The sequence below is a fragment of the Pseudomonas alvandae genome, from assembly GCF_019141525.1.
In the GTDB taxonomy this organism is placed as follows: domain Bacteria; phylum Pseudomonadota; class Gammaproteobacteria; order Pseudomonadales; family Pseudomonadaceae; genus Aquipseudomonas; species Aquipseudomonas alvandae.
On record NZ_CP077080.1, the window covers coordinates 1,027,719 to 1,053,352 of the forward strand.

25 protein-coding genes and 2 pseudogenes are annotated in these 25,634 nt (G+C 49.6%); 20 read left to right on the forward strand and 7 right to left on the reverse strand.

Annotated elements, in window-relative coordinates; genetic code table 11:
* Nucleotides 1–196 precede the first annotated feature (196 nt).
* A pseudogene (locus KSS97_RS04500) lies at nt 197–757 on the forward strand (lipocalin family protein).
* 231 nt (nt 758–988) lie between these two features.
* A complete protein-coding gene (locus tag KSS97_RS04505; protein WP_217861175.1) occupies nt 989–1,852 on the forward strand; it encodes a restriction endonuclease in 864 nt (287 codons plus the stop codon).
* 157 nt (nt 1,853–2,009) lie between these two features.
* Here KSS97_RS04505 and KSS97_RS04510 read toward each other — a convergent pair whose 3' ends face one another.
* The 3 genes from KSS97_RS04510 to KSS97_RS04520 all read right to left on the reverse strand — a co-directional run bounded on the left by KSS97_RS04510 (nt 2,010) and on the right by KSS97_RS04520 (nt 4,967).
* Nucleotides 2,010–3,479 carry a hypothetical protein gene (locus KSS97_RS04510; RefSeq protein WP_217861176.1) on the reverse strand — a complete coding sequence of 490 codons (1,470 nt, stop codon included), beginning with the start codon at nt 3,477–3,479 and terminating at the stop codon, nt 2,010–2,012.
* Between the two features lie 11 nt (nt 3,480–3,490).
* Nucleotides 3,491–3,769: a hypothetical protein gene (locus tag KSS97_RS04515; RefSeq protein WP_217861177.1), complete on the reverse strand. Its 279-nt coding sequence runs from the start codon at nt 3,767–3,769 to the stop codon at nt 3,491–3,493.
* A 283-nt stretch (nt 3,770–4,052) separates the two neighbouring features.
* Complete coding sequence (locus KSS97_RS04520; protein ID WP_225936089.1) at nt 4,053–4,967, reverse strand: abortive infection family protein; 915 nt, start codon at nt 4,965–4,967, stop codon at nt 4,053–4,055.
* Nucleotides 4,968–5,059: 92 nt separating this feature from the next.
* Between KSS97_RS04520 and KSS97_RS04525 the strand changes: the two genes are divergently transcribed.
* From KSS97_RS04525 to KSS97_RS28610, 3 genes are all read left to right on the forward strand, one after another.
* Nucleotides 5,060–6,907: a P-loop NTPase fold protein gene (locus KSS97_RS04525; RefSeq protein ID WP_217861178.1), complete on the forward strand. Its 1,848-nt coding sequence runs from the start codon at nt 5,060–5,062 to the stop codon at nt 6,905–6,907.
* A 182-nt stretch (nt 6,908–7,089) separates the two neighbouring features.
* Nucleotides 7,090–9,351 carry an nSTAND3 domain-containing NTPase gene (locus KSS97_RS04530; protein ID WP_217861179.1) on the forward strand — a complete coding sequence of 754 codons (2,262 nt, stop codon included), beginning with the start codon at nt 7,090–7,092 and terminating at the stop codon, nt 9,349–9,351.
* A 300-nt stretch (nt 9,352–9,651) separates the two neighbouring features.
* Nucleotides 9,652–9,720: a helix-turn-helix domain-containing protein gene (locus tag KSS97_RS28610; protein WP_225936111.1), complete on the forward strand. Its 69-nt coding sequence runs from the start codon at nt 9,652–9,654 to the stop codon at nt 9,718–9,720.
* Nucleotides 9,721–9,845: 125 nt separating this feature from the next.
* On the opposite strand, the gene KSS97_RS04540 is transcribed toward KSS97_RS28610, so the two are convergent.
* On the reverse strand, nt 9,846–10,391 hold the full coding sequence (locus KSS97_RS04540) for a hypothetical protein (RefSeq protein ID WP_217861180.1): 546 nt from the start codon (nt 10,389–10,391) through the stop codon (nt 9,846–9,848).
* 345 nt (nt 10,392–10,736) lie between these two features.
* Between KSS97_RS04540 and KSS97_RS28675 the strand changes: the two are divergent.
* From KSS97_RS28675 to KSS97_RS04550, 3 genes and pseudogenes are all read left to right on the forward strand, one after another.
* Nucleotides 10,737–10,856 (forward strand): annotated as a pseudogene (locus KSS97_RS28675) (hypothetical protein); the annotation flags it as partial.
* A 159-nt stretch (nt 10,857–11,015) separates the two neighbouring features.
* On the forward strand, nt 11,016–11,333 hold the full coding sequence (locus KSS97_RS04545; protein ID WP_217861181.1) for a hypothetical protein: 318 nt from the start codon (nt 11,016–11,018) through the stop codon (nt 11,331–11,333).
* 380 nt (nt 11,334–11,713) lie between these two features.
* Entirely contained in the window at nt 11,714–12,094 is a 381-nt protein-coding gene (locus tag KSS97_RS04550) for a histone-like nucleoid-structuring protein, MvaT/MvaU family (RefSeq protein ID WP_217861182.1), read from the forward strand.
* A gap of 240 nt (nt 12,095–12,334) precedes the next feature.
* Here KSS97_RS04550 and KSS97_RS04555 read toward each other — a convergent pair whose 3' ends face one another.
* A complete protein-coding gene (locus tag KSS97_RS04555; protein WP_217861183.1) occupies nt 12,335–12,640 on the reverse strand; it encodes a helix-turn-helix domain-containing protein in 306 nt (101 codons plus the stop codon).
* 150 nt (nt 12,641–12,790) lie between these two features.
* Between KSS97_RS04555 and KSS97_RS04560 the strand changes: the two genes are divergently transcribed.
* The 5 genes from KSS97_RS04560 to KSS97_RS04580 all read left to right on the forward strand — a co-directional run bounded on the left by KSS97_RS04560 (nt 12,791) and on the right by KSS97_RS04580 (nt 18,390).
* Entirely contained in the window at nt 12,791–13,717 is a 927-nt protein-coding gene (locus KSS97_RS04560) for a hypothetical protein (RefSeq protein ID WP_217861184.1), read from the forward strand.
* 34 nt (nt 13,718–13,751) lie between these two features.
* Nucleotides 13,752–14,198, forward strand: a complete 447-nt coding sequence (locus KSS97_RS04565; RefSeq protein ID WP_217861185.1) for a hypothetical protein — start codon at nt 13,752–13,754, stop codon at nt 14,196–14,198.
* Nucleotides 14,199–14,497: 299 nt separating this feature from the next.
* Nucleotides 14,498–15,529, forward strand: a complete 1,032-nt coding sequence (locus KSS97_RS04570; protein WP_217861186.1) for a hypothetical protein — start codon at nt 14,498–14,500, stop codon at nt 15,527–15,529.
* A gap of 488 nt (nt 15,530–16,017) precedes the next feature.
* Entirely contained in the window at nt 16,018–17,115 is a 1,098-nt protein-coding gene (locus KSS97_RS04575) for a DUF4238 domain-containing protein (protein ID WP_217861187.1), read from the forward strand.
* 480 nt (nt 17,116–17,595) lie between these two features.
* Nucleotides 17,596–18,390: a hypothetical protein gene (locus KSS97_RS04580; RefSeq protein WP_217861188.1), complete on the forward strand. Its 795-nt coding sequence runs from the start codon at nt 17,596–17,598 to the stop codon at nt 18,388–18,390.
* Between the two features lie 75 nt (nt 18,391–18,465).
* On the opposite strand, the gene KSS97_RS04585 is transcribed toward KSS97_RS04580, so the two are convergent.
* Nucleotides 18,466–19,287: an HNH endonuclease gene (locus tag KSS97_RS04585; RefSeq protein ID WP_217861189.1), complete on the reverse strand. Its 822-nt coding sequence runs from the start codon at nt 19,285–19,287 to the stop codon at nt 18,466–18,468.
* 378 nt (nt 19,288–19,665) lie between these two features.
* Between KSS97_RS04585 and KSS97_RS04590 the strand changes: the two genes are divergently transcribed.
* The 7 genes from KSS97_RS04590 to KSS97_RS04620 all read left to right on the forward strand — a co-directional run bounded on the left by KSS97_RS04590 (nt 19,666) and on the right by KSS97_RS04620 (nt 24,596).
* Entirely contained in the window at nt 19,666–19,992 is a 327-nt protein-coding gene (locus KSS97_RS04590; RefSeq protein ID WP_217861190.1) for a hypothetical protein, read from the forward strand.
* Between the two features lie 805 nt (nt 19,993–20,797).
* Nucleotides 20,798–21,160 (forward strand): DUF1413 domain-containing protein, encoded by a 363-nt coding sequence (locus tag KSS97_RS04595; protein ID WP_217861191.1) that lies wholly within the window; start codon nt 20,798–20,800, stop codon nt 21,158–21,160.
* Between the two features lie 111 nt (nt 21,161–21,271).
* Nucleotides 21,272–22,012 carry a hypothetical protein gene (locus KSS97_RS04600; RefSeq protein ID WP_217861192.1) on the forward strand — a complete coding sequence of 247 codons (741 nt, stop codon included), beginning with the start codon at nt 21,272–21,274 and terminating at the stop codon, nt 22,010–22,012.
* A gap of 133 nt (nt 22,013–22,145) precedes the next feature.
* Nucleotides 22,146–22,436 carry a hypothetical protein gene (locus KSS97_RS04605; RefSeq protein ID WP_217861193.1) on the forward strand — a complete coding sequence of 97 codons (291 nt, stop codon included), beginning with the start codon at nt 22,146–22,148 and terminating at the stop codon, nt 22,434–22,436.
* Nucleotides 22,437–23,096: 660 nt separating this feature from the next.
* Entirely contained in the window at nt 23,097–23,507 is a 411-nt protein-coding gene (locus KSS97_RS04610; protein ID WP_217861194.1) for a hypothetical protein, read from the forward strand.
* Nucleotides 23,500–24,096, forward strand: a complete 597-nt coding sequence (locus tag KSS97_RS04615) for an antitoxin Xre/MbcA/ParS toxin-binding domain-containing protein (RefSeq protein ID WP_217861195.1) — start codon at nt 23,500–23,502, stop codon at nt 24,094–24,096. The genes KSS97_RS04610 and KSS97_RS04615 overlap by 8 nt, the downstream gene beginning before the upstream one ends.
* A gap of 152 nt (nt 24,097–24,248) precedes the next feature.
* Nucleotides 24,249–24,596 (forward strand): hypothetical protein, encoded by a 348-nt coding sequence (locus KSS97_RS04620; RefSeq protein ID WP_217861196.1) that lies wholly within the window; start codon nt 24,249–24,251, stop codon nt 24,594–24,596.
* A 427-nt stretch (nt 24,597–25,023) separates the two neighbouring features.
* Here KSS97_RS04620 and KSS97_RS04625 read toward each other — a convergent pair whose 3' ends face one another.
* Nucleotides 25,024–25,626 (reverse strand): hypothetical protein, encoded by a 603-nt coding sequence (locus KSS97_RS04625; protein WP_217861197.1) that lies wholly within the window; start codon nt 25,624–25,626, stop codon nt 25,024–25,026.
* Nucleotides 25,627–25,634 lie beyond the last annotated feature (8 nt).

Genomic DNA, 25,634 nt, shown 5'->3' on the forward strand with positions numbered 1-25,634 from the left:
TTTTACCTGAAATGCCTGTTTCTGATCGCTAGCAACCGCTCATGACCAATCGCTTTTGGCCGAATGCTGCCGGTCGCGAAAGGCAGCAATCGGCCCGTCCCAACTGTGAACGCCGCCATCAAGAAATTGATAGCACTTTTCACCCTCACTTATCTCCAATGACATGTGCGTTTCTCCTGACAAACTGGAGGTCGATATGTCGATTCGCAAGATCGCTTTACGTTCCTCCCTGGGTTTTTAGCACTCGCCGGATGTGCAGGCCCAAGCCAGAAGCCCCCTCCCACGACCATGCAAGTCGACCTTTAGAAATACCAGGCCACTTGGTATGAGCAGGCCAGGTTACCTATGTTCTTTCAGCGGAATTGCCAGCAGTCAGAGGCGCATTATGGTTTACGTGATGATGGCCGCATTGACGTCACCAATCGTTGCAGGGAGGAGGGTGGCGATTGGAAAGAGGTACGCGGAATTGCCGATCCGCAGCAGCCAGGTAAGACAGACAAACTGTGGGTGCAATTTGATAACTGGTTCAGCCGCATTGCACCAGGAATAGCCAAAGGTGAGTATTGGGTGCTTTACCACGACCCCGCCTACCAGTTCGCATTGGTCGGCCACCCGAATCGAGAATATCTATGGGTACTTTCACGCGCATCTGAAATTACCGGCGTCAACCGCGAACAGCTGCTAAAGATTGCTCAGCGACAGGGGGTATGACACCAGCAAACTAATTTGGCGTCCGGCAGATCCGAGCAAGCCCTAGTCGACTTGTAATGGTGCGTAGGCAGCAGTTTACCGATTGCTGCCTGACGTGAGTTTCAGGGAACGGCCAGTAGCAGCCCCGTCACGTGTCTGAAGAATCTTGCCCATTCACCTCATAGATGCATTCTGCTGAGTTAATGCGGGGCGCAATGTAACTCATATAAAATACAGGCATGCACTCCGGCGTTATGGCGTCGGTTTCCAATGGCTTCCAATTCGAACCTTTCCCGCCATGTCTAGAACAATCCAACGGTCGATGTTAGGCCTCATAGAAACCCTAGAACAGCAACGTGCCGACCCCTCCAGCTCACTAAATTGGAGGGATTTTGAGGACCACGTTCAATATGTTTATCAAACACTTCTGAGCCTTGGTGGCCACAACGTCGTGGTTGCGAAGGATGCTTGTTTGATGGGCCGAGAAGGCGCCGAGTATCAAATTGACGTTTATTACGAGTTTGAGGTGGCTGGAATACGGCATCGAGTTGCTATTGAGTGTAAAAATACAAAACGACGAGTAGAACGCAACGATGTATTGGCTTTCAAAGCTAAGATCGGCGAGTTTTCTGATGTAGTAGGCGTCATCGTTTCTGCCAGCGGTTTCCAATCTGGAGCAAAGGATTTCGCTGAGCGGAACCGAATTTCAGCTTTGAGTATCGAAGAGATTCCCTCAATTGGACAGCTGTTAGGAATGCGGCTTCGTCATAATGCGATACCAACCGAACTCTGCGTTGGAACCCCTTTCTGGACTTTCTTCGACTTGGAAACCGGAGCACCTTTTGGTTTGGGGCATGCTAAGGGTATCCATGCGTTGCTTTTTTGGTCTAAAAATCAAGCAGCTAAATACCATGCTCGCAAACAACTTGCGGCGAACTGGCAGGTTCGTGGGCTGGAAGCACGGCATCTCTTTTCTTATATCCTTGTCGTAGATGCAATGAATGGAAGTTTTGCGACGGCCCCACCACCAAATCACGAACTTGCCAACAGTGGCAACATGTTTAGCGATATGCCTCGGCAGATTCTGATCGATGAATATTGTGAGGAGTACAAGGAGCAGCTCCGAGTTCGACGCGTGATGCCAGGCGCAACCGAAGGATAAGTCAACAAAGACGTGATGTGGAAAGGTTCGAAAGCGGTCATTTTTCGCCGGTCGCTCATGACCGCAAACGGCCCTAAGCTGCCGCCGAAATGTACCAATTCGGCGAAAGCGTCCATGAGTGATCGCTTCCGTCTGATCTGATCTGTTTGTACATGTGTTACACGGGCCTCGAAGGCAGGCCGCAGCGGCCTAGCAAATCCCTCAGGGCAATATCCGTCATCCCGCTCGTGAGGGCGCTGTCCCACTGAGATAGCGTCGCTTGTTTGAAGTTATCGAGGAGAGTTCGAATCACTGTGCTTCTAACATCAATGACCCACTTTGCATGCAGGCCGCTTCGCTCTGCGGACGGAAGCTCATGATGATGGTTGAGTAGTAGTGATGATAGGACGCGTCTTAGTGAAACCATGTTTTGACCAATCTGCGTCGTTTTCGCTCGACGTGACACGGGACGAAAACCAGTCGCATGAAGGGTGGAATTGTCATTGGGCAGTGTCTTGCCGTTGAGATAGATCCACGCTAGGGCTAACCAGATCATGGCGCGCGATGTGTCAGAATCAAGGCTGAAAATGCGGTTCACTTCTCTTTCGGCCTCGTACTCTTTTAATGCCGCACTTGCGAGCACCGCATCGCTCTGCGCATCAAGTGCTTCGACGACAGTGGGTGTTAGGCCACTTCTGTGGTTCGAAAGAGAATGCTGGAGCATGCTCCAGGCAAGATCACGGTGACAGATTTTCCCCTCGATTCGGTGCTCATCGAGCATCTGAACTAGTCCCTCAGGAGCAGTTTCTTCAAGCTCTGATAAAAAGCCTGAGTGAATTTCGGCCACAGATCGGGTGCGCTTTTCGAACGCCCAGTTCTCCAAAATGAAGCGATTGAGAGCAGCATTGATCAGCAGTTTGGCGAACAATCCATCTTGGCTTGGTAGCGTGTTGAGGAGGTCAGAGCGCCAAGTACTTTCAGAGACGCTCTGTGTCATAGATGCAAGAATTTTGGCCTGAATGCCTTTTATATCTTCGTTACTGTATTCCCGAACGCTCTTTCTCTTCGCTGGGCGCGCTTTCTTTTCGGAGGCATACACGAACTGTTGGCATTTGGTCAGAACCTCCCAAGCCCCTGACTCCATGACGACTTCTAACCGATCTGTCGTTTCTGCCGCGTCTTCATTTTGGTTGAACAGCGACAGCAGGTGCGGAAAGGTTTCCAACTCGGATTCAGGAACACACATCCATAGCCATTTAAGAAAGTAGTTGCGAAGCTGCATATCCGACAACATGCAGGAGCCTACGACCTCATCGGGAACCGTGCGTACTGGTACCTTGGCTTTCAACTGCGCATCTTTTGGGCGTAGCTTCGAAGTGAGCCGGCTGTATGGGATCGCAACCTGAATTTCACTCAGCCACTTTCTGTTATGACTGCTTACCAAGCAGATGATACTTTCCAGCAAGCTATGCTCGTCCGCTGTACCGGGGACTTTTGCGTGGAGTGGCAAGGACAAAATTTCGCGGATGACCTTTCGGACGATACCGTCCTCAATCGCTGTCTTAATCTCTCGGTCCGGATACTCTCGCCCAATGCGTTCGAACTCATCTTTGAGCGCACGCTCTATAGGCTGGAACGTGCGATCCATTTTTCGTCTCCTTAAGCCAAAAGTGGGTCGCCCTTTGGGCGAGTTTTGAGATTGTCACGGGTGCGCTGCATCACCCGCTCTCCTTCTTCGGTGCTGCGGTAGGCGGTGATATTCGCACCAGCCAGAACCATGCCTTCAGCTATGGTTCGCACTCGACCGACCTCTTTATACACGTTGGCCATCTCGCAAATCACTATCTCCTCAGGGTTTTCGAGCAAGGCGTTATGGAGGTGCCATAGTTGATGGCCTTGACGAATGAGCAGTTTTTTCTCGTCGAGGTAGTCTTTCATTTTTCGTCTCCCGATGGTGTCTCTGATGTCCTCGGAATGAGGACGACGGAGAGTGTCAGCCAGGAGGTGTAAAAGATGAAGGCCGAATCTCCCGCGAAATTTGAGGGAGCTACTGAAGTCGGAAATGGGCCACTCCTACCAGCGCGGAACCTTAAAGATCTGTCTTTTCTCTAGGGGATCTCCGGTATCAGACCGGATTTTTAAGCTAACGACCACGAAGAAGCACATGTCAGCAGCGTCAGAGCAAGTCGCTAGAGCTGTGAGAGTCGGGCGATCTTCACTTTTAGTATGTGTTGAGCTTGTCCAGCATGTACCCAGCGATTACGCCAGTTACCTCTACCGCCGCTTCTGCTTCAACCTTTGTAATGCCAGAAGACCAAGGCCGGCCGTGGCCGGCGCCTTCTTTATTTCGAAGACGATTAACGCCTACCGCAACGTGATACATGCCGCGTTCCATAACTCGGCATGGAGCTTCTGTCGATGATGGCGGGTCTTCCGGCGTAGCCATGCCGAGAGCAACAAAGGCTTGGCCAAGCAATGCTGGGAAATTGGCTTGCTGAGGGTAGGCGCCGAACTTCACTGTTATCACGTGAGCCGCCGTCGCTTCTAGTAAGTCTTTGCTTGTGCCGGAGAGCAGCGCTGCGTCTTCCGAACCTTTCTTAGCGCGTCTAGCATATGCTCGTAGTGCCTCGGTGAGGTTCCGGCCACTTAGTGATTCCAAGTTCTTGGATCGTAGATCTCCATCCATTGCGAGCACATAGCCTTCGGAATTGAAGGCGTCTACGGCCCGCAAAATGACATCATTTCCTACATAGTTTTCGGACGTTTCCCTGAAACCACCGGAAGCTCTTATCTTGGAAATCAAGCTCTCGACCAGCTTTCCTCCGGCAACTTGGTCGTTATCGAGTGCCCAGGACAGCACAGCCCGTACACGCTTCGCTTTGCCCACCGTTTGACCCTGTACCTTTGGGTCGATGTTCGATAGTCCCGCGCGGCTAATGTAGAAATCCAGATCCGAATGACTTGGCTCTCTGTACGCCCCCGATTGGGAGTCATCGACCATCTTACTAACTGTCGCCACGATCAAGTCTGTGATTGGAAGTGCCATTCGTTTTATGCTCTCTTTTTTTGTTTTGGGCAGCGTGGAAAGCTTAGTGATCCATTGTTCATTCGTCCAAGCACTGTGCTGGAAGGCCATCGTCGATACCCTTCGCCAATGTGACCTGAAATCCAACCCACTCAAGAGTGGTAAGAACCTAGACCCGCTACAGGCATTCCGGAGTTTTAGCCATGGCGAGCAGCCAATCCAACGAAGCGACCAAACTGCTGGACTATTACCTTGATGATTCTGTCGATACAGAATACGCAATTATGCTCTCTGCCCCATGGGGAGCTGGGAAAACTCACTTCATCAGGAAATATCTGGATCACCGTTCGGCTAGTCTGACTGAGGAAAAAGCCCCCTACTACTTGTATGCGAGCCTTTTCGGCGTCACCGCTATCTCTGCGATCAAAGATCAATTTTTCGCCCAGATTCATCCGCAGCTCAATTCGAAGGGTTTTCAGCTTTTCGGAAATATGGCCTCTGGGGTCTTAGAAAAGTTTTCCGGCGCTAAGGGTGGCGCTCAGGCTTTGAAGGAGTTGCTACTAAACCTGGACGGCAAGATTCTGGTAATCGATGACCTAGAACGCTGCTCGATGAAGATCTCGGATGTCATGGGCTTCATCAACACTCTGGTCGAGCATGAGAAGCTCAAAGTGATCATCCTCGCCAACGAGAGCGAGATCCCCAAAGCCCAGCGTGAAGACTACGACAGGCAGAAAGAGAAGCTTGTAGGCAAGACTATTGAGGTTAAGGCAGATCCTGCTGAGGTTCTGGACAAGCTAACGAGCGACCTGAAGTCAGGCGCTGTTAAGGAGATCGTGTCGGCTGAAAAGATGGCGTTGCTGGCCACTTTCAACGCCTCGAAGAAACCCAATTATCGCAATCTGCGCGCCGTACTAGCGGACTTCGAGCGCTTGGTGGGGGTAGTGGATAAGCGGCTGAGCGAAGCCCCAGATGCACTGAAGCAGCTCCTGTTGTACATGATTGCGACAGGCTGTGAAGCCCGCAGTGCAGATTTGAGTGAGGCTATGCTCCGGCAGCTTCCGACTACCGCTTTCTCAGTGGGACGGCTGTTCTCGAAATCAGAAAAGACTCCTACAGAGCAAGCCTTTGAGATGCTCAACAACCGCTACCCCGAGGTCCGCTGGACGGACCCCATTGTCAGCCTGAAGCATCTGGCCGATCTGTTCTTCAGCGGCAAAATCGATGTAGATGCAATCAACGATGAGTTAGCCCGCCATCCAGATGTAGTCGGGCACGCTCATATCCCGGCATGGCGGCTTCTCTGGGATTGGTCGCGCATGAGTAAATCGGAGTATGAGAAAGCCAAGACTGAGCTGTTGAGTGAATTGGCTGACGAAAAGCTTACTCATCCAGGTGTGATTCTGCATGTGGCAGGAATCGCCATTACCCTAGGTGGATATGGTGACCACTTGATAGGCGGCGAGCGGGACCTACTAAAGTATTTCACTGAGTATGTGTTCAGATTGGTAGACGCGGGTACGTTGATACCAAACAAGGGCGTTTATGGCTTCGACAGCATGAGCGCTGTTGGGCTCGGATATTCTTCTTATACCAACCCAGAGTTTACCTCTATCTATACGATGGTGAAGGACGCCAGTGCAGAAGTTTTACGTAGGCAGTTGAAGGTTAAAGCGCACAACTACGTGGCGCGCCTAGCGACTGGGCCTGACAGCTATTCTTCACTATACGAGCATGGCATTGAGGACGAAAACTATGCCGGTGCACCATTTCTTCACCATACAAATGTGGAGGATCTGGCGGCTCTCCTGATCGCCGATTCTCGCACCAATGACCAGCTTTTCGCGTCGCTCGCAAAGCGATACGAGCATAATTTCCAAATCGGCCAGTCCCTGAAGGCTGAGTACGAGTGGGTCGAAAACTTGAAGACTCATTTACTGGCAATGGCCGATGCCGACACTGCGCCGTTTGCAAAAATGCTTCGTGATCGTGTGAACTACTATTTCGAAAAAATCGGAGAAGGAATTGGTTGGCCCGCACCCGTCAGCTAACCCTCTGGCTTAGTTCGGGCGAATGCTCTATTCGCCCGGTTTCTACAGGTAAGATGTAGCGAAGTCGCCTGGTAGCTCTCTCTACACAGCTCTCCCAGCTATAGGCCTTAGAAAAACATCAAAAACTACAACTACGTGCTGATCTGGTGAGTGGCATGTGGCTCACCAATACCGAGGCCTCTGTGAACGAATACGACTTTTCGCGACTAAACGACAAGGAATTCGAAGTCTTCTGCACTGACCTGCTCAGCGCAAGGGAAGGAGTCCGGTTTGAGCGCTTCAAGCCTGGACGTGATGGAGGGGTGGATGGTCGTTATTTTAAGTCCGAGGGGAATGAGTGGATTCTTCAGTGTAAGCATTGGATTTCGACGCCGTTGGAACGTCTGGTTAAGCACATCGAGGACTCGGAGAGCTTAAAAGTTCAGAAGCTATCGCCTAGTCGATATATTTTGGCAGTATCACACCCGCTTTCACGGAAAGATAAAAGCATTTTAATGGAGAAGCTTTCGCCTTTTGTGTGCTCTCCTGATGACATATTAGGTCGCGAGGATTTAAATGATATTTTGGCGAACCACGCTGATGTCGAAAAACGACATTATAAGCTCTGGATTGCTAGCTCAAATGTTCTGAGTTATATCTTCAATAAGCCTATATATGATAGAAGTCAATTTGAGCTTGACGAAATCATGGAGGCGTCTCGTCTGTATGTGCCGACCGTCAACCATGATGAGGCCATTGAGAAACTGGAGTCTATGAATGTCGTCATTATCACAGGTCCGGCAGGGATCGGTAAGACGACGCTGGCTGGTCAACTGATCCTACAGTATGCGGCAGAAGGCTTTGCGCTGTCGGTTATTTCTGATGATATTAAAGAAGCAGAAGGGGTATACGACCAAGATTCAAAGCAAATATTCTATTTTGATGATTTTTTGGGTCGTAACTATTTGGAGGCGCTTTCTGGGCACGAAGGCGCTAAGATCGTGAGCTTTATTCGACGCATTGTGAAAGATCCAAAAAAGCGATTTGTATTGACGTCTCGTACCACCATTCTCAATCAGGGAAAGATTTTGAATGATGTTTTTCATAACTCAAACGTAAGCCGAAATGAGTTTGAAATTACGCTGGAATCTTTGGATAAGATAGACAAGGCCCGAATTCTATATAACCATATTTGGCATTCGGAGATGGATCGCGACTACGTCGAACAGTTATATCTAGGTAAGCGTTACCGAACCATCATTGATCATCCAAATTTTAACCCCAGGCTAATCCGTTTCATTACCGACGCTCAGCGGTTAGAGGACGTTCCAGCTGATTCATATTGGTCGCATGCAATTGATTTATTAAAAAATCCTTCTCAAGTCTGGGATCATCCATTTCAAGCGCAATTGGATGACTGTGGCCGTGCGCTTGTACTACTGGTTGCTTTGAATGGGCGGGTGATCAACGAATCAGAGCTTGCGGAGGCGTTTGCGAGATATTTAGCTTCTCCAAGCACCGCGAGCATTATGGGTAAGAAGGATTTTTTGCTTAATCTACGGCATCTTTCGGGTTCCATGCTTACAAGGTTTGTGAATGGCGATCCCCATCCTTATGTACGGTTGTTTAACCCTTCGTTGGGTGATTATGTAATTAATAGATTTTCTAATAATGCCCCTGCGTTACGGGACTGCTTTGGTAGCTTGAGAACGCTGGCATCTTTAAAAAGCTTGAAGGATATGCTGGGTAACAAAATTATTTCAAAACAAATCGCTGTTAATGTGACAGATCATGTATTTAAGACTGTCTCTGAAATAAATTTTCTTGGCTGTAATGCTGAGTTTGTAGCACAGCTTTGTATCATAAGATCCGACCTTGGCAAAGTTCTTAGTTCTTCCGATAAAAGTCTGCTGAAAGCCATTGAATTTGTTTCTAATGAGATGTGCATGCGATCTTTTTTGGCCTCGGCACAAATTCTGCTTTGGGCGTTGTGTAATAGCAGTGTTGATAAGAAAGCAGTTGAAGGTTTCTTGGAAGGTGCATTTGTAAATGATCCAAACGAAGATGAGTTGTTGGTTTTAGGTGAGCTGGTTGCATATTTTCGCGATTCGGAAGATGAATCGATTTCAGAGGCTTATGATGATGCTGTAGCAGACTATTTGATTTCCTCCGTTGAGGACGATTTTCCAGAGTCAATTTTATCAGGCTGTTCCTCTCAGTCAGACGCGCGCAGCAAACTAAAAATTTTGATGGATGAAAGAGCGAGTGAGCTTGGGGCAACAGACTCTTCTAGCGTCGCCAATACCGTCATAGATGCTGTGGACGTAGATGAGCACTACGATAAATATTTTTATAGCTCGGAATATGAACCTGATTATGATTCTTATAGAGATCAAAAAATTGATTGGTCGGGTGCGTTGAGTGTTGCAATTGATCCAATTGATGATTTATTCGCGCGTGACTAATATTGATCTTCAGTCACAATCTCTCAGGGTCGAGGCTTGCCAACTCTAAAAAGTTTGTGTTGTAGCAGTTATTGTTTGGCGATCACCGTTAGTAACATGAGGTCTTGAGGTTGTTTGCTGTGCAGACTGTGGAGGTAACTCCGCCGTGAGAGACCGGACCTTTAGATGAAGGTCCGAAGGGCGCCAGCGGGGCGATAGTTTATAGAACGCTGCAATTCCGACGAGATCACCACGTGCAGCCTCGCGAGTGGAGCGGTTGCCCCTACACTCAGTCGATGAGGCTTACTGAGAGCCCGTGCAATCCGTTTCTCAACGATGACTGCTCTTTGCGAGATCCTGCGATGCCAGCCGGGTGATCTGCTCCAGTAATGCCCTGAATACCGACGCTCACCTCCTGTGGCCGCAGACCGAGGATAAAGCTCACGGCTACATCAGCGATAAAAAACGATATCGCTGATACAACCCTGAGTACGACTCTTACTCGCCGCAAAGAACTACTCGAAGTACGATTCACGGTCCCTATTCGATTCGGAGCTGATGATCTCTAGTCCATGCTGATCGTGCAGCTTCCAGCCCTTAGAGCGATACACCAGTGTTACCACGGCATCGATGTTGAAATCGTTGCCGGACCAAGGGCGTTCTTCATCCTGTTCTCCTTGCCAATCAAAATTCAGCTCCAGCGTCAAATGACCATTAGTGGCGTCATAGGATGCATTAGCTGGATCGACGTTCTCGATGGTGAAAAATGTGGCATTGGTTTCCGCCATCTCTCCGGACATCTCGTCCTCAAGCTGTCTATCCAAATTGGGGAGGATTTCGTCCTGGTATATCGCGTCTTCAAGCTTTTCTAAGCTGAACGCAAGCCTCATAAGCCTGATGTCTTGCGGACTAGATTTTGAGACCTGAGTGAGGTCGTGATAGCTCGTAAAGCCGACGCTTTCGGCTGCCATTTCATGAACAACGTTAAGCGGCATTTGATTTTCACGCGCAAAGTCTTTGCATCGTGATTTGATAATGTTGACGTAGCTGTACTTGGACATAGCACTCTCCAGCATTAGCACGACGATAGCTTGCTAACCGTGTGCGCCATGGGAAAGGTGCCACACAGGGAAGGGTCTTTCTTGATGGTGCTGAGCTTCGCCAACGCAAGCGGCAGGCGTCCATCCACGCCTGCCTTTAAGTTGACTCATTTTCCCGCGTGGCACAACCCCTGGGGCTCAATTCCTCATCAGGTTGGCTATAAGGCACTGAGATGCAAGGAGAGGGAATCGGGTCCCTGGGCAACGCTGGTATTATGAGGCCAGCCTGATAGCACCCTTTTTGAACCTCAGATGCGTGAAGATTTGGCAAAGAAAGGATGCGCGAGCGCTGTTCGGTAGCGCCGAGATGCTTTCCATACCTTCGCCGCCTGCCAGCACATTAGTGTGCCGATGGGGCGACTGCTTGGAAGCCCGATGCTAGCCGCGGGCATGTGGTACTACCGAATGCTGGAAAAATTGCGTTGACCTTTTTAATCCATTTTATCTGATCGGAGGAGCACACTTAGACACTGCACTTTCCCATCGCTGCCGATACGCCATGGGCGCATGAGCCCGACTTCCAGAAAGGCTAGGCTGCTCACCATTTAATACTGATCAACCAGAGACAACAGACGAGACATCTACATGAAAGATAATCTGAGCGAAGAAGAGATGCGCCAGGCGCTTTTTGGAACGCAGAGCAATGGAGCTGCTCCAGTCATTGAAACCCCGCAGGTTACGGCAGATCAGCAGCACGTTTCAAAAGCCCGACCTGCACACGCTAGCCGTTCACCCAAGTTGAGAGTAACACTTTGTGTTAGGTCGGAATTCGAAGGCTCAGCGGAGACGCTGGTCTATGACGCAAGCACGCTGAGTCGACTCGTTGCTGAACAGGAGGCAAAGTCAGAAGCGAAGAAACGCAAGTTCAAATATTTTGAGTTGGTGTCGATCGAATCAATCTGACGGCTTCCAATAGCGTATGGGTACAGAGCCGCTCAACCTTCAGCCGCAAACCAGCCATCGACGATGTCCGACTTCGCTGGCGGAGGCTGTTTAAGGCGCCCAAAGCGTGAGTTGGAGCAGGAGATTGGACATTACTTGAATACCGGACAAGTCCTAAAAGCTGGCTGGAATTATCCTGCGTTCCAGCAGTCATTTGGCTAATGAGTACAGAAAAAGTGCTCAGTTTCGAATTTGACGCAGCCATGGCGCGATCTACTAAGGCTATAACAAGATGCTGTATTAGGATCGCAAACTCTGTGATTCAATCTCGTTGATTGTCGGGTAAAAACGATGCTATGTCGTCTTGAGTAGCCATCGCCTTTCGAACATAGGAGCAGCATATGTCTAAGCTTGCAGAATATCGTCAATTGGAAAAACATTTGGCCGAGCAGTTAGAGGCCCTTGAAGCGCTGAAGGGTGACGCCGGGCTGAAAAAAGAAATTGAATTTGAAACGAAGCTTCGCGATTTACTCGCGAAATATGGCTTCAGTCTTAAGGACGTCGTTAACCTTTTGGAGCCAAAAAGCGTAGGTCGGGGGGCTGGCGCTGCCGCTGCCGCTGATGCTCCGAAAGCTGGAACTCGGAGAGCGCGCGAGGTGAAAATCTATGAACATCCAAAAACGGGTGAGCGCGTTGAAACCAAAGGTGGCAACCACAAGATTTTGAAGCAGTGGAAATCTGAGCATGGGTCTGCGACCGTCGAATCCTGGCTCAAGAAGTAAAGAGCGCGAGTGTGACAAAAGGCCCTGTGGGGCCTTTTTTCTTTCTCCGAAATCGTCATGGGATGACTACGGTACAACCCAGTAGTCGCGATTAGCTTTAGCTGCATTAGCGCCAGTGGTACTGCATCGCAGACATACAGCCGTCCGCACAAGTCCTTCGATGATCCTCTCAACCAGCACGCAGGTATGCAGTCTTGAGCGTCTCTGCTGGACCTTTTCGGAATGTGATTGGGGCAGGGATTATTCAAGGCTATTGAGATAAGCCATCAACCGCTCCTTCCCAGACTCGCTGAGCCGAAAGTAACGCTCAAGCAGGTCCGCTTCATCATGACGGTAGGCGTAAAAGTATGCGGCGGGCAGATCCAGCTCAACTGCGACTCGTTCTATCAACTCAGGCGCTGGAACGCGTTTGCCAAGCTCATAGCGATTCATACGCGTGCTCGCCGAAGCAGGATCAAGGCCGATTCGTATCCCCAATTCCTCTTGAGACAGCCCAGCACTTAGTCGTGCGTGTTTGAGCCGTATGGATAGCGTGCTGGTTGTCATGATGTCTTCTAGAAAATCAGTGACGTCATGGTGCAATTTGCTGCTTTTCTAAATACTACCGATTTGGTAGCTTTGGCCGGCGATGGCAAATCGGTGGCTCAGAAGCACTCAATCGGCCGTCATTCGGGAAATTTCATAGGGATACAATTCATGCTCCTTGGCCAATATTCGCTGCGAGGTCGCAGGCTGCTTGCGCTCGCAATACCTGCCGGCTTCATGCTGTTAGCAGGATGTGGGGGAGGAAGTGAGACGCCTAGACCTGAAAACACTAAGTCCTCTGCAAACTCTGCGGCGATTGACGCGAAGACGTCTGACCAAGCGGTTTTGCAACAACTAGAGCAAGAAAATGCTCCACGCCTGGTTGCTTTCCAAGACCCGGGGATAGGAGAGCCAACTGCCTACCTTGACGTCAAACAACCAATGACGACTTTCAATTTGTACAACGCGAAACGCGATTGGAACGAATCACCCGAGGATATCGCTGAGTCCATTGCCGATGCGTTTAACGTCCGGAAGGCAAATCCGGAGCTTTATCGGTTGGCGTCAGAAAGACTGTCGGAGCAGGACTCATTCAAAAAGAAAGATCTGACGACAGCGATAGGTGTACTGGTTGGAGAGGAGGCCGAAAAATACAAGCAGTACAATTTTGTCAAGTTTAGCTCTGATGATTGGACGCCAATTTCTCTGAGTAACTATGACCAGCAAGCGAAAGGTTTTCGAATAGATCATTGTCTGTTTTCTGACAAGCTGGAATATTCAGATGAAGAAAAGCGCAATTCCACCGCTATGGCAAGAGTTCCGAAGCTCCGCTGCTATATCAATCCTGGGCCAACTCCCTATTATCTAGGATTTAAGGGTGGTTCCGACATACTCCTGGACGTACAAGATGAAGTTCTTGCTCGCAAAATAGAAGCCTCTAGAGATAGCTTGAAGATTGATATTTGGGGCTACGTGAAATCAGTGGAGAGGGAGCGTTTCGCAGGTGAATTTGGTCCACAACGAATTGTTTTAATAGGCCCACAGCGAATTGATCTCAAAAGTGCTGATGGCAAGATAATTTATTCGAAGAATATTTGACCAGATATATAACTTTTTCTACGGTGATGTGAGTATGGCACTTGTAATTCTAGACGGCGTCATTCAAGAAATTGGCTTCGGCTCATACATGGATGGGCAAAGAATCATCTCGTTTGTAAAAATAAACGGTGTTCGAGTAAAAGATGTCATTTGTGACGACTACATGCGTTCATTTTTGGTGGTAGGGCGAAAGATTAAACTCGCGCTCGTTCGTAGACTTCAGGGTGTGCATGTTCTGTACTCCGCGCAGCTTGAAGACGGTGAAATAGTCTCCAAAGGTAAGGGGCTAGCTGTCGTTTGGGTGATAATGCTTGGATTCGCTTTTTCTCTTTTGATGAGTCCAATATTCGTAGTTATTTTGCGCGCTACTCAATCGATCATGGTTTCATTAATAATATTGGTGGGAACTGGAATGGCTATTGCGTATTTCATAATGAAAGATCACTTCAAAGCTCGCAAAGTATTCAATATCACTCGTTAACGATATTCCGTGCTCCTGCGCTGTTGTAACGGTTGTATGGATTGTTATCATGCAACCATCCTCTACCTGGGGCATTTTAACGATTGTATTGATTTCTCCAACCCGCCTCAATTTTAGCTTTGGGTTGCCGATTACTTATGAGACCGTTCGATTGGGATCTCAGCGGCTTTTTGCCGTCTAAACCAGTGGGGGGCACCCGAACCTGTCCATAGGATGGGGAGGCGATGATCTGCCGCTAGGCGGGTACTCGGTGGAATGGTCTTTCGCCAATAAATCAATAGGATAGGGCTGAAAACTACATGTACCTAATAGATGGGCAATCTCCTCAGTCTGGTGGTATTTCCTTGCGGGCGTACCCGCAAGGCCACATCCTTAACGCCATTTTTCAAACGCACGATCTGGTTGACGGCAGACTTGCTTTGTCAGAAGTGATGTTTAGGGAATTTGATTCAGAGATTGAATTCTTGATGAAGGAGTTGCGCAAGCACAGGCTAGCCAAGCAGGGCTGGACGATAGACAGGGAATTCAGAGGCAATGATACCTTTCAAGCTATGGTTGGAGGCGGTGAGGGTCAGTACCGAATTGATATTGCTGCTGGAACATTGCTTGTGACCCTGTCGGCCGCTATTGAGTTATGTGCTCTTGAAGAGGACAGCGCCACGGCCGGCTTGTCAAATCAATATCGTCCAGGTGAGAACTCAATTCGCTGTTTATTCCCTGGTGTGCAGGAACCTGATGAGGCGGGATTCGACGCGCTCGGGCTTGCACTGGATGCCTGTCTTTTGCTGTATTTTCACGAATTAGCTCACGCAATCCACGGCCATTGTGACTACAGACCAAACAACGATGATGAAGCAAGGGCGTTAGAGTCAGACGCTGATTTCAATGCCGGTACCATGTTTGGGGTCTGGGTTTGGCACCTGCCTGCGACCTATAGGAAGCCTAAATTAGAAGAGGATATGTACAGGCGCCTCATCCGAGCTTCTTACTTATTGGGAACATTACTGAAAGCTGTGTCAGCACGTTCCACCGAGTATCACCATCCCACGAATCGCGTACGCACTTTCTTGGCGGGAGGGGTGTTTGCCTTTGATAGCTTAGGCAAGTCAACGAAATTTGACGACGTGAAAGCCGGGGATGACTATTGGGAACAAAAAATAATTTTACATTGCGCATCGATCAAAGATGCCCTGGGCCGCTCAACGTTAAAGGCTTTCCAAGGAACAGAAATAGACATTGAAGAGGATCGCCGTCAAATGGAGGAGATCACAGCCCATGTGCTGAATCGGTTGAAAGATGGACCGCTCATGCACTTCAAACTGAAGATTTGACGAGATGCATCAACCGTGTGGATTTTCATGTAGCAGGCGAAATTACAGGTTTTGTCAGAGCCACGGTGCGTCAGATGACATCATCTGGCTCGTCGCGACCATCCGCTTTTGACCCGAAGCGGGATTTCATCTATTCAACATCACATGGCCTCGTCACGCGCATGTTCGCCGGCAAGCCGGCGGTTACATCTGCTCTCGTTCACGCCAATTGTAGTCGCCATGCGGGCAGAGCGTACGCCACTCCATGCACATCGACGCCTGCCTAATTTGGTATCAAATCAAAGGAGGGGCTTAAGCCTAATATCGTGGCTTGAGTTTTTTTTGCCCGCCCCATCAAACTGAGGTCAGGTAGTGATAATGTCTCTAGGCCACCATCCCCGCCGCCGACGCAAAACCTCAAGCCATGCAACCACCGATAAGTTTGCAGCTCGCGTCTCGCAGGAAGCGGTTGAAAAGCGGCTGAGACCTGCCCATGCATGGAGTCAAATATGGCATCGAATAAAAATCAGCATTTTGTTCCGCGTTGTTATCTAAAGCCGTTCACAATCAAAGGTGAAGGTGCTGCTATCAATGTTTACAATCTTGATAGGCGAAGGCTCATAACTAATGCACCGGTAAAAAATCAGTGCTCGCGCGACTATTTTTACGGTCAAGACGATCAGCTTGAGAAGGCTATCCAGTCGCTGGAACAGTGGTATGGCTCAGTTATCAGTGAGATAATTGAGCCTGGATATAAGCTCCAGTTGGAGCATCAATATACTCTCAAGATTTTTTGGCTATTTCAATATCTACGCACTGAGGGTGCATGTAGGCGGTCGGCTGAAATGTTTGAGGATATGATCGAGCCTACTGGGCTCGATAGCGACTTTTCCATGAGTATTAAGGAGGCTGTACAAACGGCAATGCGCGCCTTTGCTGAAAACATGGAAGTTGTGTCTGATTTAAAAGTTTGTCTGGTTAGGAATGCTACCAGCGTTCCGTTCCTTGTTTCTGATGATCCGGCAGTCTTAACGAACCGATGGCAGTTGGAGGACAAGCGGACTCGTGGTGGCTCGCTCGGCCTCAGGGATGCCGGAGCAATATTATTACTTCCGTTATCTCCAACGATATTTTGTCTAGGCTACGATCCAGATGTCTATCGGGTTCCAAGTGACAGCGGCTGGCTAACATTACGTAACGCCACTGACGTGGAGGCCCTCAATGAATTTCAAGTATTAAATTGTCGAGCCAATCTTTTTGTTGGCAGCCTGGATTATGCTGAAGGACTGCACCGCTTTGTTGATGAGTTTATTCACCACAGGCCAGCAGCAAGGCATATCGTCAATTTTGCAATTTTTGAGGGCGAAGAGACGGCAGAGCATAAAAAATATCGTGTGGTATCCAAGTCGGATTTTAAAGACGCTCACGATGGCATCATGCATGCTCAAACGATATCTCAAATCCCGTCGCAATGGCCTAGTTTCCTGCTCCGCCGAAATAAAAGCTGTGCTTACTACAATGGCACTGGAATAGGATACCTCCGACAGATGCATGCAGCGATGATAGAAACAGCTCGACCTTTTTTTAAGGTTTCTCCGTATAAGTAGAATTCGCGAATTGCAATCGTTGAAACATGATGATAGGCGCGCTCTGCGCATGAACATTTCTACCCTTATCGTAGGGCCTTTAGCAAGAATCCCAGGGCCATCATCGGGGTGGTTTCTGCCTGCTCATTGTGACCCAAAAGCAACGTTTGGCTACTAGTCGCTTTCGGCCAGAAGGGAACGTTGGCAAGCGACCGCCACCGGCCAAAAGCTGCCAGTGGTAACGGGCAGAAAACGGCCAAGAGCAACCGTATGAATAGCCGTTTTCGACCCATAGCGATCTTTCGCGGTAGATCGCATAGAACTAAAGAGCCTAAGGCGAGACGAGCGGCAACCACAGGTGAGGCGCCAGTGGTAGCGCTGCAAACGCCGGAGCAACCGGCGTGCGTATTCGGCACGACTGTGTGCTTTTGACGTAGAGTCTAGTATTGCTTCGGCATTCGCCATGCGATCACGGCAATTTATAATTTAGAGGATAGTTGGATGGCTTCGGAACAGTTGACCCAAATTATGAGTTTTTTGAGTGGTGGTGCAATACTTCTGGTCATGCAGTATTACTTAACTAGCTACTCAAGAGAGAAAGGGAAAAATCTAGCTACCAAGGAAGACATAGAAGCAATTACCGATAAAATAGAATCAGTCAAAGGTGAGCATGCCAAGCAGTTTGAGAATTACAAACTTAAATTATGGCAAGAGCAACAAGCACATCTTTGGGCGCGTGAAGAATCAAAATTAAAAATTGAGACATTCAAAAAATCTGTAACTGACGTGGCAAAAGTTATAAATTTAGTTAAAAGATATCAAATGCTGATTTCTGAGCGAGAGTTAGCGCTGGCTGCGGCAGGCATTACGAAAGATGAAGAAAACGGGACCGCGTACAAAATGTACTGGGATAAGCACCAAGAGTATATGGAACAAGCACACTCAGCTTACGCAGACTTCCGAGAAATTACGGCTGAAATGAGCGGACTCTTTGCGCTGTTTTCGATTTACTTTAATTTTGAACTTGCAAACTCATTAACTACAATTGTGCGTCTCGCCTACAGCGAAGTTGAAATGAAAATGAGTCGCGCAAAGTTTTCCGAACTTTTGAAAAATGAATATGAAAAGTCTTCCAGCCTGGAAACGGCACGTGAGGTTGTCGGGGTTTATTATGATGGAATTTGTGCGCAGTCGCCGTTACCTACTGAATCTCAGCGGTTTTTTGATCTATTGAAAATGTATGTCCATTCAGAGTCCGGCGGTGCCCCTGCACGCGAGGAAACTCGCAGCAGTTAAAGGTCTGCGGCTTAGCATTTTTGCGACATAAGATTGACGCCAAAATGGATAGGCGTATGATTTTTAGGAAAATTACTACCAAAATACCGGCATAGAGTTTGACGTAACCACTGTTATTCCACTTTTTTCACCATTGCACTTTCCGCAAAGAACTTGCAAATTGGTAGGGTCATTAACCCCTTTAAGGGCGATAGGAACTATATGGTCAATAGCCAGTTTTCCATAGGTATGGAACAAAGATGTTAAATCCGTCTTACAAATTGCACATAGACCTTTTTCTCTACAAAATAACGCCCGCTCTAGCCATTTCGGCCAGTACGTGCATCGAGGCGTTCGCTCTTCCAGGCTATCAGCTATCCTGAGATTAAAAACTTTCATTGCTTCACGATCAGCAAAAAGCAATGTAAAAACTTCTGTCACCAATAGAGAAGAGAGGCCGTCCATAGCTATATCTTCTAAATACTCACTAAGGTACTGAAATTTCATCTTGTCCATAAGATCATTTGTGACTGCTACCGTTTCTCCCGTCTCATCGTCGCGATATTGTTCCGCTACATATTCTTCTAATGAAATATAGTGAATGCCATGCGAATCCAGCATGGCAAAAACAGGAGTTACATCTTCATACTCCCATCCACCACCGCCAAAATAAAAACTCAAGTCTTCACGAATTACATAATCAATGTAATCGTGCAAAATAGTTTTCTGCTGAGGTTTCGCGGCTTGCACTTCCAAATTACTGGCAACATCTAATGGATCAACCGGAAAGTCATTTTCAAAAATAGATTTTCGCACCTTATCAGCATATGCGTACGACTCAGAAAAATTAAAAACATGACAAGCTTTTAAATATCCACTCATAAACTTACCATCTTGTAGTAGATCCTTATTTTGCACCTACAATAGTTCCTCATTTGCAGTATGTCTACGCTATCAATCAGCCATTTTCCGTCTTGGTCATAGCTCTCCTATAAAAAAAGATGTGTGAATCGCCCCTAGTTTTGTAGTGTGCTCCAGGCCACAAGTGAGGCCTGCTAAGCGCTACCCAGCTGTCCTTTTTTGGCCGGTTTCAGCCTGTCCCCACCGTCAGCTTTGGGTCGTTTGGGGGCCCGTGAAGATCAGTAAGCGGGACGCCGATTTATTGAATAAGCCCCACACGTGACGCCGGTGCGAGGGCCTTTTCCGTGCACTGAAACTACACCACCTCGGCTGGTCTACCATTGCTTAACGGTCTGGCGAACTCAGTCTTTCCTCATTTGAACAGGATCATCGCCCTTGTCGTACGCCTATGAAGGGTTGGCGACCGTCGCTGTATTGGCCCTTTACCAGGGGCTACAGCCGAACGAGCTGACTACGCTGGAACTGAACATCCGATTGCTCAACGTCGGTGCGGGGCGTTTTCGCTTAGAATTTGACCGTTACCTGCCAGGCCCAAAGGAAGCCAATGCCATCCGTGTGGTACTGCCCGGCGGGCTGCTGCTGCAAGGCCCGATTGTCGAGGGCAGCGACGAACCAGCCGGCGGCTGGCTGCTGATCGATGTCGAGCAGTACGAATTGCCGCTCGAACCACCGGCATACCTCAACGGCTGGACGTGGGGGTGAGCATTGACTGCACAAGGGCTGCACTTAACAGTCATGCGCGGCGCAGGCCCGAAAGTGTTATTGGCAGATTAGTGCCTTCCGCGAAGGTTCGCTTTGGGTCGTATTCTGCCTCTCGTTACTGGCAGTAATCGGCCCATAGGAATCATTCATCATCGACCGTTTCCGTTACTGAATTGGCCTTGCTGAAGATTGCAGATGTGCTGTATCCAGGCGGGGCAATCAAGCCCGAGATATTTTTCGAGCAGATATCACCCAAGGTCGTCGACCGCGCAATGCGTGGCTGACTCATCCACGCTGCCTTGCCGCCCTCGACGGCCGGATCGCAGTTCGCTTGCTGCGCCTCTGGAGCTTTTCTGGAGCTGACGAATACATCGGCCTGCGTCCGGGTTCAACGTGGGCACTACACTCAGGGGCCAAGCGTTTGCGCTGGCGTTCAGCACTGTGAACTAGACGGTGGGCCACACGCCTACCGCGCTTGTGATTCGCTCCACAAGAGGCCGGTATCAACCACGGATCGTCACTGAGGGCAGCCGCTCTGTGGTGGCCAAGGTCTCGCGGCGAACCACGATATTGAGAACGCGCTCACCATCGTTCTCCATGCCTGTAATGACCACAGCAAGCCCTATTTGAACGCCGATCAAGCGACAAGTCGTTGGGCATTTACCTGCTTTTTATTGACCGTCTTGTATGGGCAGTTAGCCGGGAAGGGTCATTCCTGTAGAACTCATGTGTAAAATGAATTGCATTCATTGCGCTATTCATTTAAATTCATCTCAAATGATGAACTCCATGAGGCTTCCCCAAAATGCTAGTCAATATCCCGATCAAAGATGATTTACTCCTCGCCTTACTCACACACGCTAAAACAAATGGCTCGACGGTGGAGGCTGCTATCGACGACATTTTGCGGGAAGCCCTTGATGACCCTGATTTAGAGAGCAAATCGCTTGGTGCCTTCCTTCACGTGGCGATAGGTGGGGTAGAGGCAATCGAAAAAATGGCTGAATTTTCACTCGATGACGTTTTGGGTCATGAGGATTGGAATCGACTGAGTGGTGGTGACCGTAAGTCGCTAGGCCGCAGTTTCCGAAAAGAGGTTGAGCGCTTAGGCATCGCCGTGTGGTTGCGCCGCAACAGCGCGAACAAAGCCATTTATCTGAAGCAGTAGATCTAAATTACGCCCGCTGCCCCTAGCCCAGGCCTCAATGAGCCGGGCCAAGGCAGTTGAGATTCGGTTGTCTCGACTTTGAACAACCAGGAGCCCGTCAGGAAAAAACACATGTCAAAATATCTGGGCTGGGAAACAGCCACGTCTCTACTACTCGCGTATGAAAGCATGGCACTTGCGCACCGTTCGACGTTACGAAGGGCTAGCTCGGATGGCGGGGAGCCGCACGCCTATTACAGCTACATGCATTCGTTCGGACTACTCATTCTCAACGCTTCCTTTGTCGAAGGAACTGTCCGCTCAATCCTTACTGAAAAGGTGAAGGCCGACTTGGACGAGGCCGTTCAGCGAGGTATCCGCGCCGGCCGCACCGAGCATGATGCTCCTACCCGTCTTCTGCAAAAATTCCTAATTGAGTTGGAGAGTTCTGGAGGATGGGACAACCTCGTGAAGACGGCTGGTGTTTCTTATTACGGAGCAGCGCTTGACTCCGAGGTCGACAAGGAGTTGAAGGAAGGCATTGGCGTGCTGTTTACTCTGCGAAACGTGCTCGCTCACGGGACAACGCTCATTCAGCCGACGGTAAAAATGACCGACGATATGAAGGATGTTTACCCATACTCATGGCAGTCGAAGCTGCACGGTGTTGCGATGTATCTTGAACGTCATTTCAAGAAGGGTGGGATGTTCGAGAATCTGGCAGACCCTGACCTCCCTGAGCACTTTATCGATGTCACCAAGAAATACTTTGAGCAGCTAGCACCGCAATTTGCACCTCTCCCAGAACGGGCGCAGAAGACCGTAGACATGATTCGCGGCTACAGCTTCGGCTTCGTCAACTACACCCGCTAGTTTTCGCGGAAAAAGGCGCAGATTTTCCGCGCCAGGAGCACCGTAAGCGCAGCCGTCAAACCGAGGGGCTAACCCATTACAGGGATGCCTATGGCGTTCTGAATTTTGAACAATCTGAAAAGGATCCTTGACCATGAATGGCCTGGAAAACCACCCAATACTGAAAGCTGTAATTCAAACCGATGATGGATCAACACAAGAAGTGTCAGTGAAAAAAATCCTGATGACTTCGGATGACCATGCGTATGTGCTGGTCGATGCGAAAGGTCAGGTGCGGCCTGCGCAAGCTGAGGTCAAGGAGGATCGTAAAGTCGAGTTTCTATTTTTTAGCGCAATCTGGATCGCAGATAACGACGTTTGGACTCTGGATATTCACACCAAAGAACAGAAGCTTCGCATTGGCAAGCTGATTCGCTTGGGTTAATGCTACTTGTTAGGGAAAAATCTAGATGTCTCAACCTCAGCACGCAGAACACCCCGGCGATTGCACATTTCTTGACACCAAGGGGCGGCTCGACCTTTACTTTTGCCGGCAAGGGCTCCCTGTTCCAATAGTGATCGCGCGCAGTGGAAGTGGTGCTAGTGATTTTGAGCACTGGCCGGTAGATAGTGGGCCGCGGTCGACGGTGAAGCTGGAGGTTTTCATCCATGCCGTCAGGCTTGCGGTCCAGCAAGGGCTGTTAGACCAGAAATAGGAAACTCCCGCCCAGCTCTGCATCAAGGTCGATGCGTATGTCCAGCTCTTCCTAAACGGTTGGACCGAAGTCGAGCATCCTTGATGCCGGGTTGATGGTACTGCTGTTCATAGTGCTTTCTCGTAGCTCATTAGCGCCTCGGGGCGATTGCTGCTTTTCTAAAAGCTACCATTTTGGTAGTTTTGGTCGGTATTTCAAACCAGCGACTCACAAGCGCTCAATTAGGCGTCCTTCTGAAAAAACCATAGGAAGACGATCCAGGTCTTAGGCCAAAAGCTTGCTATCGCGCTGGGTGGTCGCGGACACGCTACCTGCTCGATTTGCATTCATAGCGGGGTGTGGCGGTGAAGGTGAGTCGCCTAACGCAATGAGTTATCTGGAGAATCGGTATGTTCGAAACTCACGAGCAAGCACGTGTGCAAAATACTTTTTTTGTGCTTGAGGAAGGCGTACGCCGCTGGAAGTACATTTCGCAAAAGTCGAATGACGAGTGGTTTTTTGTCACATATGAAGTGGCAGGCGAGGAGGGTTCCTCGCAGCAGCAGTTCATGATTTCGAAAGTACAATTCCTCTTGGATTTGGCCTCAAGGGACACGTCTGGACGGTTCATCCGTGAGGTTCAGCTCGTATCCCCGCCTTGGCTGAATCAAAAAGGCAACTGGTTGATGGAGCCAATTCGGGAGATCCAAGAGGCGGACGAGCGGGTCTGCTACGAGCTGATGGATGGACAGGTTTATCCATCAAATTTGCTAGGAACCCGCGTCCCGTTGTGGTCAAAGCGGGCAATGGGTAATGAATAATCTAATCGAAAGGATTCTTGCAGCTCAGTACCGCTCTCTGCTTTTTCCGAAAGACTTCTGCGGAGAGGCAATCTTCGGTTTTGAATGCAATGACGGATGGGGTGATTTGATCCAAGCAACTTTGTGGCTTGTTCAGCGACGTGCCCCGTTGAGCGCGCTCGACGTGGAGGTCACGCAGGTGAAAGAAAAGTTCGGTCAGCTCAGGATCTACCATCGCGGAGGTGACGAGAGCATCGGTGCCGCTTTCGAGATCGCGGAGGTGGTATCAGGTAGTGTTTGTGAGATGTGCGGGATGCCAGGTGGGGTTATAAGTGTTGATGGTTGGCTTCAGGCTCGCTGTAGCCAACATTCAGCGGCGGGAAAAAGAGCTAGGGTTAAAAACGTTAAGAATAACGACAATTACATCGCAAGCTATGTAGAAGCCGTAGACGCGATTTTGTCGTTTTTCGGAGAAGGTGCAGTGCTTTGGGTACAGCAAGAACGCACCGCTTTTGCTGGTCGGCGACCGTGCGAGTTGCTGGCAATGGAGGAGGGGTGCCAGGCGATTTACCTGATGCTCAAACGGCTTGAATATGGGGTTGGCGTTTGACTTCGCAACTGGTTCGAGCGACTTGTGTGGTGATGGCTACCCACCCAAACCTAGAGAATCATTTGCGCGGTGAATTGGAATGGGAATTCAGCCAAGGTCCGGTGGATTTGAGGTATGTGCGAAGTCTCGTATCGTCGCCGAGGTTGAGGTCGATGTTCGTCCGGGCTTTCAGTCATCCCGCACTAGCCGAAGCTGGAGACACGTTTCTGGATTCGCGCACGCTGTTGGCGGACTACCCTCAAAAAACCATGGCTATATCGCTCACGAATTATCAGCTTTTGGAGGGCGCGGTAGAGGTTGTCGATGAATACAGTCCCAACGATCCGTCGTTGATGAAGCTTCAGATCTGGCCATACGAGCCAAGAGATCTAAATGAGTTCGCTATGGCGATTGCGGTGGCGTTGAGTTACACGCCTGCGGAGCTGATGGCAGAATCCAGAATCTCGGCCGCGATAGACGATTTGGTCGGCAAATGGGGGTTCTTTACCGATGAGTTCTGAGGTCGAATCTCTCGGCTAAATCGCCTTGCATCAGGGCCGATCGCGCATAGGACAGGTTCGACGAATCGAATGCCGAGCGCTCCTCGGGGCTGTCATCCTACCGAGCTAAAATTCCTTTCCCTCCGGTGCCATTTTTTCCCAGGCTTCGTCTCGATTGTTCTCGGGAGTTTCTGCTAGCAAGCTCTCCAGGGAAAGCTTCGTAGGCTTCAATGGCGCTACAGAATGGACCTGGCTCGATGAGCCCGTGTGCGGCTTAACCCTTGGGTCTTTAGGTCGTAACTGTGATTTTTTTCGGGTCGTGGGCTTCCTCCCCCTTGCTCATACGAGTTTAGTGTCCCGCCGGGAGAGCAGGGCTTCAAGGGGATGAATGGATGAGCCGCTCGGCCACTTTCCCTTCGGCGAACCATCGGCCAGTGGTGCGAACGCATTAGGACGCTACTGGCACATCCAGATACTCAGGCGGTACCAAAGCGCCCGCGCAGATAAACCTCATTTTCATCTGGAGACGGCTCCAAACCTCGCTTTCCCAAGGCGACGCCTTGAGCAGATCACAATACTCGCGAAGCGATTCTTCGAGCGCAGATAGAAATCGTGTGGCATCGATCACCAAGTTTTCCGCGTCAAACAGTTGAGACGTATCCCTTCGAATTCGCCACCCTCCGGTTGTTTCGCCTTGGTGCATGACTCCGCAACGGACGTGCTTGTAGAAGAGTCTGCCGTGCTCTCGCAGGGATGAAAAATGATCAACACGGTCGAAGAATTGGCTGAAAGCAACTCCGCTGAGACCCGACTTTGCGGAGCCAGTCCAGAAAGCCTCTAGCGTTTCGACCATCAGGCACGCACATGCCATCATCGCAAAGCCATGCTTATGCTCCTTAGACTCGAAGGGCTTGAGATAGCGCTCCTGAAATCGTTGGTACACAAAATCAGCAATGCTTTCCTTGTCCTTTGCCCGTTTGAAAGCTCGGTAATCGGCGACGGTGACTGTGCTCGAAAGCGAAACATCTTGGGGGGCGCGCTTAACCATCATGAGTAGAT